This is a genomic window from Geomicrobium sp. JCM 19039 (assembly GCF_000698145.1).
GTDB lineage: Bacteria > Bacillota > Bacilli > Bacillales > Marinococcaceae > Geomicrobium_A.
In genome coordinates, this window is the sequence record NZ_BAXB01000008.1 from 128,950 (window position 1) to 145,139 (window position 16,190).

Below are 16,190 nucleotides of genomic sequence, written 5' to 3' on the forward strand. Positions count from 1 at the left end.
GAATATGGAATTCTCGTAATATTGATGTGTTATATAATAATGTAAGAATCATTTGTGAAATAGAAAACGCTCGATTTGAGAATGGAATGAGGTGTAATATGAAAGGTTTTTATGAAACACTCTCTTATATTAATAGGACTGTATATTCACCTATTGGATTAAACATCAAAAACGTACATGAAGAAAAACAAAATGCGAAATATGGCGCTGGATCATTTGAAACACCTTTCAAAACTGTTCGATTTAGAGTTGCGAGTAAAACACCAAAAAAGGTGGGGCAGTTTGTTGTAATCTGGAGAAAGGATGAAAATAATAAAAATAGATCCTATACGTATGATGAGGCACACGATTTACTAGTTGTCACCGTTTTTAATGAGAGCTCTGAATTTGGACAATTTATATTTCCAAAAGAAATTCTTGTAAAACAAAATATCGTATCTACAAATGTTAGGGAAGGGAAGATGGGTTTTCGGGTTTATCCTGAATGGGATAAGCCTACTAGTAGACAAGGCATTAAAACCCAGGAATGGCAATTGCCTTATTTTGTTTATATGAATGTATCAAATCAACATGATATTTTAAGGTTATTTTCTTATGAATTCTCAGGAAAATAAATGTCTTAACTACTGTATAGTGCAAAATAAAAGTAACGAACCTTGCAATACATAGTTGAGAATTCTGGAACACAATAAAAGATTGTCAGCCCGCTCAAGACCTGTACCGTTAGTTTTGGACAATCATCAACGAGTGAAGGTATTTTTAACGTACACACACTTTTTTAAAAATCGGGGGAACGATCTGTCCTGGCCTTTTATTTAGGACTCCCCCAATATTTATCACGTCTAAGGTGTTCAGCATCAGACCATTCTTCCATCAAATTACGTGTATACCTTATCGTTTCATCAATATGTTCCCTCGTAACATCGGAATTATTGACGACATAAGCATCAAAATACTGTAAAATTTAAAATATGCTTTATTCTTCCTGTCAAGATAGCTTGTAACATCTAATTCAACCTTACGCATTTCATTTTTTATAGCTTCCAATAACGTATTCGCCATACCCAACACCTCGCTTCAGAAGTTACACCCTTTTATTTTACCATTTCACCAATTCCGTATTGAATTTTTTCACGACGAAATTTTACAACTCAGGGATCGATTATTTCAAAGCAGTATTTTGACTCTTTAAACAGCGACTTCTTTGTTATGTGGATGTAAAACAGAAGGAAAGCGTTCAATTTTATCAAGCAAAAAATGTCTACTCTAATTTAGCAGTTACACCGTACCCTTTCTAAGGTGAATTGGTTAGTCGTGTCTTTCATTCCACTCAAAAAGACACTCTTGCTCATTTGTGTTTTCATCTAGTAACGTCCCAACTTTTATAAAGCCGTTTCTTTCATAAAAGTGAACAGCTTTTGTATTCTTTTTGTACACCTTTACTTTCATGTGCTCACTTTGCTTTTTTCCACATTCCAATAACTCTTTGCCGATCCCGCTATTTCGATAACTTTGATCCACAAACAGAGCGGCTAAATAATTATCAACCATTGAAATGAAACCAACAATCTTCATGTTCTCAACTTTAACGTGTGTAACAGACATTGGAATATATGTTGTTTTCATTTCGTCTATTTGAGAATTCCAATAGTCGGGACGAATGAAACTGTGCGCGAGGATCGAGCCTTCATGCCAAATGTTAATGATCGCATCTATATCTTGATGACTTGCTCTTCGAATCAATTCAATTCCACCTTATCTGTTTGAAAAAGTCTCATATTTGCTAATAACGTTGAGGGCGTTTTACGGCGCTAATTAGCCATTTTAACACAAGAATTGAAAAGTCTTTCGGTATAAGTACAAAAAAGCATTTCTCCAGTATCTGGTTGGCCTTGAAATTTTGAGTGACTAGTATCTAGAAATAAATTAGCACTATTCGCAATCCCCTACCCCTGATCTTAAGAATGACTTCTAACGTTAACAACTTCATATAATTTTTGTTAATTCGAACATTCGCAGATCCAAACGACACTTTCTTTGGAAAACGACCCATAATCGAATTCGCGAAACGAATCCGTTAATGAAAGGGTAATAAGAGCCCTGTAAACACTATTATGAAAAGGCTAATCATTACCAAAGGAAACCTTCAAAAGTTGTACAATTGATACTAAAAGGTATTTGCTTATGTACGTAATATTTTTGGTCAATCGGTCTCACTGCATTGCTAACTAGGGAGACCCGTATTCTAACATCACCTTGACAAAACTCCGTGTATAAATTACATTACTTATGTAATATATTTTTTACATCCATGAACAGAGGTGAGTACATGAAGAAAAAAAATGAGTTCAGTTTAACAAGCGATCTTTACCTTTTAAGAGCTGAAAAAAGATGGACTCAAAAATATGTAGCCGATCAATTAGGTGTTACAAGACAAACCGTCCACTCACTCGAAGCAAATAAGTATAACCCATCTTTAGCATTAGCATTCGAAATTGCATTTTTATTTGATAAGCGTATTGATGAAATATTTACTTATAAAAAAGGAGGAATTGAATGATGTATATGATGTATATTATTTCTATCATCATTGCTGCATATGGAATGGGTGTGTACATTAGTTTTTCTGTAGCTGAGGGAAAAGATGAACGTGGGAGGGCAATACTTGCTAAAGCAGGTCAGCATGCTTTTTCATTAATATACCTTGGTTTTGCATTATTTTTACTCTACTTTGAATTTATGAGTCCTAGTGCTGAAGAGATAAGAATAACCGCTCTAATCTGGTTCAGCGTGGTATTCATTGTTAAAGGTATAAGCATTCAAATTTACCAGAAGAAAATGTGATGCCCTGTTATTCTAATTCCGTATCAATGCAACAATTATATTCAACCTTCAACGAATCTTTCTCGATAGTTAAATGAAAAACACCTTCTCTTATTAAGAAACTTATCAATCAAATTCATCAAAAAGTAGCCATTGCGTAGCGCAAAAGAATTCTTATCCTCGAAAAAACTCTAATTAATTCAGTCAATGGTATAGCTCTAAGAGATGAATAGTCATTGTTGTTTGGGTTCTAAGAGATACAATTAGAGTATGCTAAAAATATTGGTTTCCCTCTCGGAACATTTTTTCTAGTGTGTGCAGGTATATAGGATCTAAGTTGCTATAAAAGCATGCAAACAAACGAAACTCGTATGTCTGTTTGCATGCTTTTAGAACGTCGATCATACATTTAAGGTAAAACAGAACTCAGGTTTCCACTACTAAAACCGAGGATATTCGGGAACAATCGACAGACCCAACGCATACTTCAGCGCTTCTAAAGCAATCCAATACACTAATTTGCCGGACTACATGGGCATATTAATGAGTCAACAAATCCCATTTCTCTAAATGCCTTCTTCAAGTTCATAACTGTTGCTTTTTCTGTACTAATGCGATGTTGGTTTGTGAATGGAGATGTGTATGTAGCTATCTTGCAGTTTTTTACAACTTCTACTGAAAAGAATCCGGTCAAAATCTTTTGGGCGAGTGAAATGACCGGTACTCTCAATCGTACCGCTTCGATTAAAAACACAGCTTGTAAGTTGTTCATGAAAAAACACAACTCTTTTAAAATTGTTCATAGTAGGGGTTGCGAGGCCATACCCGAAAATTATTCGCTGACTTATTAGTCTAGGTGCCAATATCAAATTTGCTGTGATATGATGTGCACATGGAGGTGAGAAGATGGACGAGCAAAAAATCCTTGACGCTCTTATACAATTGAAAACAGACATGGATAAAAGGTTCGACATGGTTGATTCGCAATTCGGGGAAGTGTTAACCCGCCTTGATCGTATTGAACAATCTCAACAAGATGAAATTGTAGCTTTGCTAAAAGATGTAAATAAGAAAATCAACAGTCAAATTGATTTATACACGGAACTCAAAATTGATACTGAGCTATATTTTAGCAAAGTGAATGATTTTGAGCGCCGCTTACACCGATTGGAAAAGAAAGCGTAAGGTCCTTTTTCGTGAATTCCCCACACCTTTTCGCCACACTCGTTAATTTATCAAATCGATGATTGTTTCTGTGCTCTCTTCTGGCAAGATGAAATGTTCGTTTTCATAACCGGCATACATCACATGACTCGTTTCGCCGCGTTCCCCTACGATCAAGTGAAGAATTGTATCTCCCTTTTCGTGATGAAGGATCATATCATATTCAGGTGTTGTTTCTCTTGGATTCACCCTAACCCCGTCGGATGCTTTATCCAATGAGCTTTTTAAAGATTGTAATTCATCATGTTCAGTTAAAATAGCCACTTCAGAATTTGCCCCGCTGCCTCCGTATTTTTCAAAATGATAGATTTCTGCTTTCGATATACCTTCAAATGTATGGAACTCTGTGCCACCCATTCCTAGTAAACTGCATGCTGATAACAACGATAATGGGATGAAAAACAGTATTTTCTTTATCCTATTCATCTGCTTTGTACTCCAATATGTCGGCTGGCTGACAGTCTAGCGCTTTACAAATGGCATCTAACGTCGAGAAGCGGATGGCTTTTGCTTTACCGTTTTTAAGGATTGATAAATTGGCCATCGTAATGCCTACTCGATCGGTTAACTCCGTTACACTCATTTTCCTTTTTGCTAACATCACATCTAGATTTACGATAATGGTCATTGGCCCACCCTCATACAGTCAGTTCGTTTTCTTCTTTTATTTCTACAGCACTAGTTAATAAAGCTTGTAATAGACCGGAAAACACAGAAATCACGAAACATACGAATATAATGGCAACGCTAATGAGTAGCAAGCTAGGGTGAAGGGCATTTTGAGTGAAGAAAAAGATACACCCGACAATATAGAACCCTGCAATCACGAAAGCACAACTTCGAATGGATTTTAACGCTTTCGCCGAGTGTAGACTAAAAACGTTGCGCTGCTCTATATACCTTAAAAGTAAGAACGATTGATAAAGAGCATAACAAAATGGAATCAAGGTTAAGTAAATTCCTATTAAACCGGGTAATTGTAGATATGCATACGAGGGGTCAATCTCAACGAACACGTTCGTTAAGTAGGGCAAATATAAAAAGGCAACCATAAAAATACTCAAGCCGATAAACAAGATGGATATCATTAAAAACCGTGTACTCACCATCCGAATCATTCCTTCACGTTTTAAACGTATCTTACCATATATTTATCGTTTATCAATATAATTATGTTAAAAATCAATAAATATAGTGTCGGTTATCGTATATTTCACTCCAACGGACATAGATAAAGAATTGCGCACGAGTATAGTTTGCTAATTCGCAACAGCTGTTTTCCCGGTGCATATAGGGCTTGCCTAAAAGTCAACGTTATTTTTATGTTATAGTTATATGGAATAATTACATGACCGTTTATTGCCATCTCCACAATAGCTAGTGACGATGGCTTTTTGTGTAGTGAAAAACGGCGCGACAAATATAATGATTAAAATGAGGCATACACATGACACAACATCGCTTTACAGCGTACGGATTAAGTGACGAATTGAATCAAGCGTTAGCGAACTTGCGCTATGATTCGCCGACCCCAGTACAAAGGCAGGTGATCCCGCTCGTTCTTGAGAAAAGAGACGTGATTGTCTCGTCGCACACGGGAAGTGGGAAAACGGCTGCGTACGGCATTCCAATTTGCGAGCAGGTAGATTGGCAAGAGAATAAGCCGCAAGCGCTCGTGCTTACACCGACACGGGAGTTGGCGTTTCAAGTGAAAGAGGACATCTTAAATTTAGGCCGTTATAAACGAATTAAAGCTTCGGCGGTCGTTGGGAAACAACCGTTTTATAAACAAAAAGATGAACTAAAGCAAAAAACGCACGTCGTCGTTGGCACGCCTGGACGGATGCTCGACCATATTGAAAAAGGCACGCTGCCGCTCGAACATGTGAAGTACTTGGTTATTGATGAAGCGGATGAAATGCTAAACATGGGGTTTATTGAGCAAGTTGAGGCGATTATTGCTGAAGTCCCCGAGCAAAGGGTGACGATGTTATTCTCAGCAACGATACCGGAGCGAGTGAAGGAACTCTCAAGCCACTATATGAACGCACCGGTTGATGTTGACATTGAAGAAGATGGCACAACAGTGGAAAAGATTGACCATACGCTTTATCGTGTAGAAGAAGAGAACAAATTCGCATTGTTGGAAGATATTACGGTTGTGGAAAACCCAGATAGTGCCATCGTATTTTGTAGTACGCAAGAACGCGTCGACACCGTTTCTGAGCAACTCGTTGATCGAGGGTATGACGGTGATAAGCTTCACGGCGGTATGGAACAGTATGATCGACTTGACGTGATGGAGGAGTTTAGAAGAGGGGAGTTTCGCTACCTCATTGCCACTGACGTCGCAGCGAGAGGCATCGATGTTGAGCGGATCAGCCATGTGATCAACTATGATCTTCCAACGGACAAAGAACGGTATGTCCACCGTACAGGTAGAACCGGTCGTGCTGGGCATATTGGCAAGGCCTTCACGTTTGTCACCTCAGCTGAAGACGAGTCGCTCGAAGCAATTGAAAACTATATCGGGTTTCAAATCCCTGAGGCCACATCGCCATCACGAGAACAAGTACGACGGGCTAAACCCAATTTCCTAAAGAAGGTCAACAGCCAACCGGTCCGAAAAAAAGCCAAAAATGAGCAGCTGAACGAAAACATCATGAAGCTATATTTCAATGGGGGAAAGCGAAAGAAATTGCGCGCGGTTGATTTCGTCGGAACGATCGCCAAAATTGATGGAGTGACCGCCGAAGACATTGGGATTATTACGATTGAAGAGACGCAAACGTATGTGGAAATCTTAAACGGCAAAGGGCAAGTGGTGCTTGATACGATGAGACATACGACAGTGAAAGGCAAACAGCTAAAAGTCCATATCGCAAGAAAACGTTAAGTGGAGAGCCCGGAGAGGTTCTTCACTTCTTTTATAAAAGTTACATAAAGGCGACGATCTTCAGCTATAATGGAGGTCAAATGGAGGTGGACCATCGATGCATGATTCCTATCCAGATTTACGGGTTAAGCGAACACGCCGCGCCATTAAACGCGCTTTTACAGAACTGCTTCACGAGATGCCATTAGAGAAAATCACTGTTCATACGTTGGCGAAGCGAGCGGAGATTAACCGGGTCACGTTTTATGATCATTATCACGATATATATGACCTAGCCGATCATTACATTTCCGATAAACTCTACGACATACGTACAGCTTTAACCCTTGAGAACACGGACATTGACGTAGACCAGCGTGCAGAACAAGCACTCTCTCGTTTGTTAGAACATATTGCTGTTAATGAACAAGTGTACCGAATGCTGCTCGTCGACCAGCAACTGCCTGCCTTTACAAAAAAGCTTACAAATTTGCTTCATTCGCTCATTTTAAAGCCTGATCCAGCAAATACATTTTACTCGATTCAGACGCCCGAAGAAGTTGCTCGCTGGTATGCTTCCTCGGCCTTTTAGGGACGATCTCGATGTGGTTGGAACATGGTATGCCACACACACCAAAGATGCTCGCCGAGCAACTAATCAAATTGAATCCATTCCGCAACGATAATTCATGAGAAACGTTCCTTTACACTTTTTGGACATCTGTCGTTTTTCTTACACACTTGAGGGAATTGTCAATTGTTCCCTGGATGGATTGGAGATAACATGGAAGGTGAGATGAACAACATTTGAAAAGGATGTGTAACGATGAAACTTGATCAAAAGGTAGCGGTGGTTACTGGAGCCGCCTCTGGTATGGGTGAAGCCATTGCAAAGCTTTACGCGCAGGAAGGCGCGAGTGTTGTTGTTGCAGACTTAAACGAGGAGGGTGCCAATGCTGTTACCGCATCGATTAAAGAGCAAGGTGGACAAGCCGTTGCCGTTAAAGTGAACGTCGCTGAACAAGACGATGTGAACACGATGATCGCAACCGCTGTAGATACATTCGGTTCCATCGATATTCTTGTGAATAATGCTGGGATTATGGACGGATTTGAACCTGCTGGAGAAATTACGGATGAGAAATGGGATTTACTATTTGAGGTGAATACGAAAAGCGTTATGCGCGCAACGCGAAAAGCCCTTCCTTACTTCCTTGAAAAAGAAGCAGGGGTGATTGTGAATATCGCTTCTTCAGGAGGCTTAAATGGTGCGCATGCGGGGGTTTCCTATACAGCCTCAAAACATGCAGTGGTTGGGATCACGAAGAATACCGGCTATATGTATGCGGATAAAGGGATTCGCTGTAACGCCATTGCGCCAGGCGGCGTGCAAACGAATATCGCTTCTTCCTTAAACAACGTAAGTGAGTTCGGCAGTGGTCGCTTGCAAGCGGCTCGTTCTGTAATGCCGCGCGTTGGACAAGCAGACGAAATTGCAAAAGTAGCTCTGTTCTTAGCTTCCGATGATGCTAGCTTTGTCAACGGTACGGTCGTCACCGCAGACGCTGGCTGGACGTCAGCGTTTTAAAGGTTGTCATTTTCTATCCCACTAAAAACAGTTCCTAAAGAGGTTTAGGAACTGTTTTTTTCGATTAATGGCTTACTAACGCTGCCTTTATAAGCAAACGTAGAAGTAATAGAATTGACCATAATGACATATCACTATAAACTACAACTATATCATTTTGGAGGTTTTTGTTTGTCAAATTTATGTTTAGAGCTGGTCGTGTAACCACTTTCTGAATGACTACGTTCATATGGAAAGTGCCATTTTTAGCACCACAACAGAAGATATAAAATGAATAGGAGACTATACATGGACATTAAAATTCGACCAGAATTGAATACAGAATATAGAGCAACAGAAGAAACGATTCAAACCGCTTTTTTGCATGAAGAATATAGCGACAAAAGTGAGCATCTATTAGTGAATAAGATTAGAAAATCAGATGCATTCATACCCGAACTCTCACTAGTTGCGTTGAATCAAAATGAAGATGTGATAGGCCATATTCTTCTATCAAAAATTAAAATTGTAGACGGTGCGAATGAAGTAGATTCTTTAGCCCTTGCTCCAGTATCTGTGATTCCTAAACACCAGAAAAAAGGGATTGGAAGCCAGTTGATTCGTGCTGCGATAAGCAAAGCAAATGATCTTGGTAATCGTTCGGTCATCGTGCTAGGTCATAAAGATTACTATCCGAAATTTGGTTTTAAACAAGCCCGCTTGTGGAACATAAAAGCTCCATTTGACGTGCCTGACGAACAATTTATGGCATTAGAGATTACAGATCATGCCCTTGACAATGTTTCGGGTGTTGTACAGTATTCAGAAGCCTTCTTAGATTAAGTGGCTTCATGAAAACAGGAGTCGTGAATAAGAGGCAGTCCGGGATGTATGAAATTCTGGACGCCTTTTTTAATTTCTGGCAAAAACTCCTCAGCATGATGGTAACTGCCATCATCTTGGCAATTAGGTCTTCGCATTGTAAGAACTGACAAAGAAATCACATAATGCCATTTATTTGCTCATTTTGTTAAACGTTTGAATCAGGCACTGTTCAGCATCAATGATAACTAGCTGTTCGTTATATTGAAATTGTAATTAACTTTACAGCGACTTCCAAAAAGAAACCACAGGTGCATTGTTCAAGAGTCTGATGACAAAATACGTTCCTTGCTAATCCTCAAATCGTTTGTCGACTCGTTTCCCTATGCGCGTGCCGATATATTTGCTTAGTATAAAAATGTCATTAATACCAAAGTCATTTTCCTCCGTTAAAGAAGGACGTTCAAGTAACAAGATAAAGTCGATAATATCTCCATCAAATTTTGTGAAATAAAGAGGGCATCCCTTTACTGACCAGAACTCATCTAAGCTCTCATATTCAAAAACTTCTTTTCCAATCGTTATTTTGGAAGTAAATGCCGAAAGATCACGTAAATACAAAGAATAAAGGTTTCTCAAAGTAACTTTTTTAGACGTTTGAACTTGTTTTATCGTGACAGACAATTACATTTCTCTTGTCGGAACTAGTTGTTATTTCGTCTTAGCAGGAAAGACCTGAGTAAGACTAGATGGCATATCGAAACATCCATAAACTGTAGGTTTTGCACTCCTAGTAGCCTGAAGGGGTTGTATCATACATGTAACGCTTGTCTATAGCCCTATTTGTTGTAAATCCGTTATCACTTCATTAATAGGTGTATTCATCCCATCATAAAAACGAATAATTTCTTGTTCGTCTGTGATCAAGAAGAAGTTCACCCCATGAATAATATCATTTCCTTCAGGATCGTCACGCAATTCTTGACGAAAACTACCTTCTGAAAGTTCTTGAATTGTTTCATCACTATAGCCCGTTAGAAATGTCCAATTGTCTATATCCACTCCGTAGTTCGTTGCATATTCAGTTAAAACTTCTGGACTGTCGTTGTCTGGATCAACAGTAAATGACACAAACTCCACATCCAATCCTTGTGATTGGACAGCTTCTTGTAAATCAACCATATTTGGCGTCATCGTATTACAAACGGTCGGGCATGATGTGAAGATAAAGTTTGCAATCCAATATTCGTCTTCAAGATCTGATAAACCGAAGTCTTCAGCATTCTGATCAATAAAGTCAAATGATTCAACTTCCCATCCAGCTTCACTAATGTCAGTGATTCCTTGTACATCGTCTATGGTTTGATTCTGACACCCAGCGAACAATAAGCTTGCAGCGATAACTCCTAAAAAGCGTTTCATCATCAAATCTCCTAATCTGTCTTAATTTCAAGTGCCTCACTAGGCTAGACATGCATTCTATACGCAGTTACGTAGGATTGGATTTCGTAAATACCTTCCTCAATAAACGTATGTTCTATAATATAGACACCGTCTTCCGTCGATGTTGCAAGGATTAATACCCCAACGCTTTGGCCCTCGACACGGATTTCAACCTTAAATTCATTGGCATCTTCCACAGGTTCGCTATCTTAAAATACGGTAGTGTTAACAACAACCTCTTCACCGATTTCTGCAACATTTGGCACGTCAATTACGATCTCGACAGGTTACATGGATAAAGTTAATGGATTTTCTTCCACGGATGATTGACACCCGACTAAGATGAATAAGAAAGTTACTCCAAAAATAGCTTTTCTCATTTTGTTTCATTTCCCTTCAAGCTCTTGCTTAATGATATTCGCCAAACTTGTTGCATCAAAGCTAACACCTTTTAACAGAGCCGAACCCCTATGTGTTTGCCAACTTAAACCAATAAAATAGATTCCCTTTTCTGGAGTTACCCCTTTTTCATGAATAGCATGGCCTTCTTGATCGAGTACTCCCTCTACGTTTAGCCATGAGTAATCATTTCGATAACCGGTTGCCCATATCACTACGTCCACCTCATCGACTTCACCTGATTGATAATAGGCTTTTCCATTTCTAAATTCGGTTAAGCGACCCTTTATGGTTACTGTCTCTTTTACAGTCTTGTAATCATCACCGATGAGAGGCTCATTTCTCATAAGTAATTTCCCAAGGCTGGATTTTGGAGATACGTTATTAATCTTCAAAACATCCATCCACCAAAACAAACTTTTCCCTGATATTCTTTGAGGTAGGCGTTTAATTGGTTTGCTGGCAGATAAAATAACTTGATGCGTTTTCGAAAGTTCTGAAGCAATTTGTACACCCGAATTACCTGCCCCCACAATGAGCACTTTATTTCCTTGAATTTGCTTAGGGTTCTTATAAGTTGAGGCATGTAACATCTGTTCTACTGAATGGTCATGGATCTCAGGTGTGAAGGGTCGTTGGAAAGCACCTGTTGCAACAACAAGGTGAGTAGCTTTATACGAACTAGTCAGCGTATGAACACTGTACAAGCCATCTTTTTCTTTATTTACGTGAATCACTTTTTGTTGGAGTAGAACAGGCAATTCGTAATTTCGTTGAAAATCGTTCAAATAGTCCACGATTTCATCTTTCGATGGATAGGCATTCGGATTTCCCTTTAGAGGGAAGTCAAACAACTGACTATACTTTTTAGGAGTAAATAACGTTAAGGATTCGTATCGCATTTTCCAAGCTGCTCCTATGGCATCGTTCTCGTCTATAATTAATATAGATACTCCCTGATCCTTAAGCGCATAACCCATGGCGAGGCCGGCTTGACCGCCTCCAATAATGATTGTCTGGAACGTGTCCATGCGTACTTCTCCTTCTGAAGCGCTCTTAATTACCGCTTTAACGATTTATTTTTTCGTAGTAAACGTAAACTATTAAGGGTGACTAACAGTGTAGCCCCCATATCAGAAAGGATTGCAATCCATAACGTTAGCCAACCTGGAATAACGAGTAAGAGTGCTATGGCTTTTAAACCTAATGATAAAGCAATATTTTGCTTTATAATCGTCAACGCTCGTCGACTTAGTGACACGGTATAAGGTAATTTCTCTAAATCATCACCCATAAGAGCGACATCTGAGGTCTCTAATGCTGTGTCAGTCCCAGCTCCACCCATCGCAATTCCCACACTTGATGCAGCTAAAGCAGGTGCATCATTAACTCCATCTCCAACCATCGCAACATTACCGTACGTTTCTCGGAGTTCTTTAATCGAAGTGAGTTTGTCATCTGGCATGAGCTCTGCGTGAACATTTGTAACACCGAGCTTCATAGCAATGGCTTGTGCAGTTTTTTTATCATCACCAGTGAGCATTACTGTATGTTTAATGCCTATGGAATGTAATGTATTTATAACCGATTTGCTTTGATCTCTCGCTTCATCTGACACACCGATAACAGCAAGAATCTTGTCGGTGTCACTCATTACCATGACGGTTTTACCGTTTGTTTGTAACTCGTTGACAATTGTATTGACCTCTTCTGATAGATTGATGTTTGCCTGATGATCAAACAATTGCCGGTTCCCGATCCAGATAGAACGACCGTTCACGTTTGCACGAACACCTTTACCCGTAACGGATGAGAAGTTATCGACAATTACGTTGTGGTAATCAATTTGTTCTTGTTGAGCATGTCTAATAATGGCACCAGCTAATGGATGTTGTGAATACGATTCGATAGCCGTTACCCATTGCAAGATTGTGTAATCCATCTCCGTAGATAAATTATAGTAATCTGTTAAACTAGGTTCGCCTTTCGTTAATGTCCCTGTCTTATCAAAGGCAATCGCTTTAATTTGTCCGAGTTCTTCTAAGTACGCTCCGCCTTTAATGAGCACACCTTGTTTCGCTGCATTACCAATTGCAGTCACAATCGCAACTGGCGTTGAAATGACTAAGGCGCATGGACAACCAACAACGAGCACGGCTAAACCTTGATACACCCATGCTTCCCAGCTGCCACCCATAACGAGTGGCGGGAATACTGCTACAAGACCAGCAACGACCATAATTGCAGGTGTATAATATTTGGCAAACCGGTCAATAAACGATTGAGTCGGCGCGCGTTCTGCTTGTGCTTCTTCAACGAGGTGAATAATCTTTGCAAGAGTTGTATCTTTCACGCGTTTGGTTACTTTGACTTCCAGATAGCCTTCTGTATTAAGTGTTCCGGCAAATACCGTGTCTCCTGTGGTTTTCTCTACAGGAATTGACTCTCCTGTAATCGCACTCTGGTTAATAGATGAATGGCCACGTAAAACCTCACCGTCCATCGCAAGCTTTTCTCCCGGTTTTACGACGAGGATATCTCCAATCTCAATATCTTTAACGGACAACATCATTTCTTTCCCTTGACACAAAATCGTTGCTTTCTTTGGAGCGATTGACATTAGCGAACGAATGCTTTGTCTCGCTTTATCCATAGAGAAGCGTTCTAGTTGCTCACTAATAGCAAAAAGTAGAACGACAATTGCTCCTTCTGTCCACTCTCCAATAATGATTGCTCCGATAACCGCTACAGTCATTAAAGTTTTCATATCAAACTGTAGGCGGGTCAGGTTTTGTAATCCTGTTTTGAACAATGAATATCCACCAACAGCCATCGATAACAGAAAGAATGAATATGATAAAGCATGTTCTTCACCGAAGGAGGTTTGATTAATCAGACCGATAAAAAACAGAACAGAGGCTAGTAGTACATTCCAATATTTCATTACGAATAATTTCTTCGGGCGTTCTACTGTTTCTTCGTCATCTTCTGAACGTACGTGTAAATTCTCAAATGCTCCAGCTTTTTCAAGTTGGTCAATAGATGCAGAGCCGTATACTGTTATTTTCGACGCTGCAAAGTTCACTTCAGCATCAGAGACCGTATCAATTCGTTTTACATTTTTTTCAAACGTACCCGCACACCCGGCACAAGAAAACCCATTCACACGGTACACCTGTTTGTTCGTTAAGTTAGCCATCTTACTCCTCCGCATGAGTCATGGCAAGTGTAATTAAAGCCGTCACATGAGGGTCATCAAGAGAATAAAACACAAGTTTTCCTTCTTTACGGCTCTTTGCTAACCTCATATTTCGTAAATGGCGCAAATGATGAGATGCGGTTGCATTCGTTGTTCCAATGATATTTGCTACATCACATACGCATAGCTCATTTTCTTGTGTCAACGTAAAAGCCACTTTTAACCGTGTCTGATCAGCCAAAGCTTTGAATAGATCTGCTGCATTACTAAAGCGATGTTTCCCGACACTCCTGAGATCCGGGTAACTTTTTCTTCGTCGTAACAAAAAACATCACACGTATCTTTTTTAGTTTCCTCCATCATCTCACCTCGATATTCAAATACTCATTTGATTATTAGTTTATTCATATGTCATACAACTGTCAACAAACACTTATCTAATTACAAAAATTAGATCAACTCGCTATGTATACAATCATGTGAGTATTAGTTTGTTTTAAGGAAGCAATTCATTGCAACGAACGGCATAGGTATGAACAGCGTGATGGTGAGGGACATGGGGATTTAATGAAGAAGTAAAAGGCTCATGTAGTCTTTTATAATAAGCATTTCACATTCTTATAATAGATTTGACCGTATTAGCCCATAGAGCGCTCTAGTTAAGGACAGGGGGTATGTACAAGGTTCAAAATAAGTTAATGAAGGAAAGGTGATTAGGCTGAATATAGGCAGGGGATAAAGTGGAACAGATGTGGAGGAGAAGTTTTACTAAAGACGGGTGAAGAAACTGTCATTTGAGGTAAAAATGAGTACATGAAATCTTTGAACACGGAGCTATATCTCATTTAACGTTAACCAAGTTGATGGAGTTTAAGGAAATAGAATTATTAACATCGATATAAAAATAAACGTTAAAAAGAATAAGGAATTATAAATGAATTTGAACGACAAGTACAAAAAAGCTCCCCTCCCTTAATGAAGGGAAGCTTCCATCGTTAATTTGCGAGCACTAGAAACGAAACAAAAAATAGAGCATAAGAGCCCATAAACGCCATTGAAAGTTTTCCTAACTTAGTATTTAACGACAGACCTTTTGTGATGCCAAGCTTGAAAACATTAACGAGTAATACACAAACCGCCAATAAGAATGACAACATTGCAATAATTAAAGCAATTTGTTCCAACAGAATAACCTCCCGTAATGATAGTAATTGTAATAGTACGAACACGTTGAACATGCTCATGAGTACGAATAGCCGATCCAGCCGTATGCCACAGATCGTTCTTTCACTTAGTTCTACATGCCAAGCATCAAAAATGCCTAGCAATAAATCAATAATGATCTTGCTGGAGAGTCCCGTGTGCTCTACAACTTGCTCTAACTCCTCACCGTACCTTTCTCTCCACGGTTTAGGATATAGATAAATGAGCCGTTTCATAGTAAGCCTAGCCTTTTCGAACCGAGCGTCGTTATTTTTTGGAGTTCCTCAATTTGTTGCGTCAAGTGCTCGCTACCTGCTTTTGTCAACGTGTAAGGCTTTTTACGCTCTTCCGATTCAATTACACGGATATATCCAGCTTTCTCTAAACGAGAAATCGCTCCATATAAAGTTCCTGGGCCTAATTGAATAGCATACGTCTGTTGAATGTCTTCCATAATTGCATAACCATGACGGTTTGTTTCTGCAAGGCTAATTAATATTAATAACGACGGTTCTGAGAACTTCCCTTTTTTGACCATCTGTTCACTCCTCACGCTATTACGTTTCGCGATATATCGTGTAACGTAATGATAAACGATGTGAAAACAAAAGTCAAAATGCTCTCAAGTTATTTTT

At 39.3% G+C, this 16,190-nt stretch carries 18 protein-coding genes and 2 pseudogenes; 8 read left to right on the plus strand and 12 right to left on the minus strand.

Going from position 1 to position 16,190, the window contains the following annotated elements; translation table 11 throughout:
• Nucleotides 1–98 precede the first annotated feature (98 nt).
• Nucleotides 99–614 carry a MepB family protein gene (locus JCM19039_RS10055; RefSeq protein ID WP_042426667.1) on the plus strand — a complete coding sequence of 172 codons (516 nt, stop codon included), beginning with the start codon at nt 99–101 and terminating at the stop codon, nt 612–614.
• A gap of 694 nt (nt 615–1,308) precedes the next feature.
• Here JCM19039_RS10055 and JCM19039_RS10060 read toward each other — a convergent pair.
• A complete protein-coding gene (locus tag JCM19039_RS10060; RefSeq protein WP_042426670.1) occupies nt 1,309–1,743 on the minus strand; it encodes a GNAT family N-acetyltransferase in 435 nt (144 codons plus the stop codon).
• A gap of 586 nt (nt 1,744–2,329) precedes the next feature.
• Between JCM19039_RS10060 and JCM19039_RS10065 the strand changes: the two genes are divergently transcribed.
• Together JCM19039_RS10065 and JCM19039_RS10070 are read left to right on the plus strand one after the other, a co-directional pair.
• Nucleotides 2,330–2,560, plus strand: coding sequence for a helix-turn-helix transcriptional regulator (locus JCM19039_RS10065; RefSeq protein ID WP_042426673.1), 231 nt, complete (start codon nt 2,330–2,332; stop codon nt 2,558–2,560).
• Nucleotides 2,557–2,844, plus strand: coding sequence for a hypothetical protein (locus tag JCM19039_RS10070; protein ID WP_042426676.1), 288 nt, complete (start codon nt 2,557–2,559; stop codon nt 2,842–2,844). The genes JCM19039_RS10065 and JCM19039_RS10070 overlap by 4 nt, the downstream gene beginning before the upstream one ends.
• A gap of 493 nt (nt 2,845–3,337) precedes the next feature.
• Here the strand turns inward: JCM19039_RS10070 and JCM19039_RS23775 are convergent, their stop codons facing one another.
• Nucleotides 3,338–3,595, minus strand: a complete 258-nt coding sequence (locus tag JCM19039_RS23775; RefSeq protein ID WP_152550166.1) for a hypothetical protein — start codon at nt 3,593–3,595, stop codon at nt 3,338–3,340.
• 134 nt (nt 3,596–3,729) lie between these two features.
• On the opposite strand from JCM19039_RS23775, the gene JCM19039_RS10075 reads away from it, so the two are divergent.
• Entirely contained in the window at nt 3,730–4,008 is a 279-nt protein-coding gene (locus JCM19039_RS10075) for a hypothetical protein (protein WP_042426679.1), read from the plus strand.
• Between the two features lie 42 nt (nt 4,009–4,050).
• Here JCM19039_RS10075 and JCM19039_RS10080 read toward each other — a convergent pair whose 3' ends face one another.
• Genes JCM19039_RS10080 through JCM19039_RS10090 form a run of 3 tightly spaced genes read right to left on the minus strand, consistent with a single transcriptional unit; the run spans nt 4,051 to nt 5,156 of the window.
• Nucleotides 4,051–4,473 (minus strand): hypothetical protein, encoded by a 423-nt coding sequence (locus JCM19039_RS10080; RefSeq protein WP_042426684.1) that lies wholly within the window; start codon nt 4,471–4,473, stop codon nt 4,051–4,053.
• Entirely contained in the window at nt 4,466–4,675 is a 210-nt protein-coding gene (locus JCM19039_RS10085) for a helix-turn-helix transcriptional regulator (protein WP_042402610.1), read from the minus strand. The genes JCM19039_RS10080 and JCM19039_RS10085 overlap by 8 nt, the downstream gene beginning before the upstream one ends.
• Before the next feature lie 10 nt (nt 4,676–4,685).
• On the minus strand, nt 4,686–5,156 hold the full coding sequence (locus JCM19039_RS10090) for a DUF2975 domain-containing protein (RefSeq protein ID WP_052398687.1): 471 nt from the start codon (nt 5,154–5,156) through the stop codon (nt 4,686–4,688).
• Nucleotides 5,157–5,494: 338 nt separating this feature from the next.
• On the opposite strand from JCM19039_RS10090, the gene JCM19039_RS10095 reads away from it, so the two are divergent.
• From JCM19039_RS10095 to JCM19039_RS10110, 4 genes are all read left to right on the plus strand, one after another.
• Complete coding sequence (locus tag JCM19039_RS10095) at nt 5,495–6,943, plus strand: DEAD/DEAH box helicase (RefSeq protein WP_042426687.1); 1,449 nt, start codon at nt 5,495–5,497, stop codon at nt 6,941–6,943.
• Nucleotides 6,944–7,040: 97 nt separating this feature from the next.
• The gene (locus JCM19039_RS10100) at nt 7,041–7,514 is read left to right on the plus strand and encodes a TetR/AcrR family transcriptional regulator (protein WP_052398688.1); all 474 of its coding nucleotides are present in this window, start codon (nt 7,041–7,043) and stop codon (nt 7,512–7,514) included.
• Nucleotides 7,515–7,748: 234 nt separating this feature from the next.
• Complete coding sequence (locus tag JCM19039_RS10105) at nt 7,749–8,510, plus strand: SDR family oxidoreductase (RefSeq protein ID WP_042426689.1); 762 nt, start codon at nt 7,749–7,751, stop codon at nt 8,508–8,510.
• 288 nt (nt 8,511–8,798) lie between these two features.
• Nucleotides 8,799–9,332, plus strand: a complete 534-nt coding sequence (locus tag JCM19039_RS10110) for a GNAT family N-acetyltransferase (RefSeq protein WP_042426692.1) — start codon at nt 8,799–8,801, stop codon at nt 9,330–9,332.
• A gap of 171 nt (nt 9,333–9,503) precedes the next feature.
• On the opposite strand, the pseudogene JCM19039_RS10115 reads toward JCM19039_RS10110, so the two are convergent.
• From JCM19039_RS10115 to JCM19039_RS10145, 7 genes and pseudogenes are all read right to left on the minus strand, one after another.
• Nucleotides 9,504–9,995 (minus strand): annotated as a pseudogene (locus JCM19039_RS10115) (GNAT family N-acetyltransferase).
• Between the two features lie 147 nt (nt 9,996–10,142).
• Nucleotides 10,143–10,733 carry an SCO family protein gene (locus JCM19039_RS10120; protein WP_042426695.1) on the minus strand — a complete coding sequence of 197 codons (591 nt, stop codon included), beginning with the start codon at nt 10,731–10,733 and terminating at the stop codon, nt 10,143–10,145.
• A gap of 407 nt (nt 10,734–11,140) precedes the next feature.
• Nucleotides 11,141–12,184, minus strand: coding sequence for an NAD(P)/FAD-dependent oxidoreductase (locus JCM19039_RS10125; RefSeq protein WP_042426698.1), 1,044 nt, complete (start codon nt 12,182–12,184; stop codon nt 11,141–11,143).
• Nucleotides 12,185–12,213: 29 nt separating this feature from the next.
• On the minus strand, nt 12,214–14,367 hold the full coding sequence (locus JCM19039_RS10130) for a heavy metal translocating P-type ATPase (protein ID WP_304413207.1): 2,154 nt from the start codon (nt 14,365–14,367) through the stop codon (nt 12,214–12,216).
• Nucleotides 14,354–14,712 (minus strand): annotated as a pseudogene (locus tag JCM19039_RS10135) (ArsR/SmtB family transcription factor). Before JCM19039_RS10135 ends, JCM19039_RS10130 begins: the two are co-directional and overlap by 14 nt.
• Before the next feature lie 635 nt (nt 14,713–15,347).
• Nucleotides 15,348–15,791, minus strand: coding sequence for a hypothetical protein (locus tag JCM19039_RS10140; RefSeq protein WP_042426703.1), 444 nt, complete (start codon nt 15,789–15,791; stop codon nt 15,348–15,350).
• The gene (locus JCM19039_RS10145) at nt 15,788–16,093 is read right to left on the minus strand and encodes a PadR family transcriptional regulator (protein ID WP_042426706.1); all 306 of its coding nucleotides are present in this window, start codon (nt 16,091–16,093) and stop codon (nt 15,788–15,790) included. Before JCM19039_RS10145 ends, JCM19039_RS10140 begins: the two co-directional genes overlap by 4 nt.
• Between the last annotated feature and the right edge of the window lie 97 nt (nt 16,094–16,190).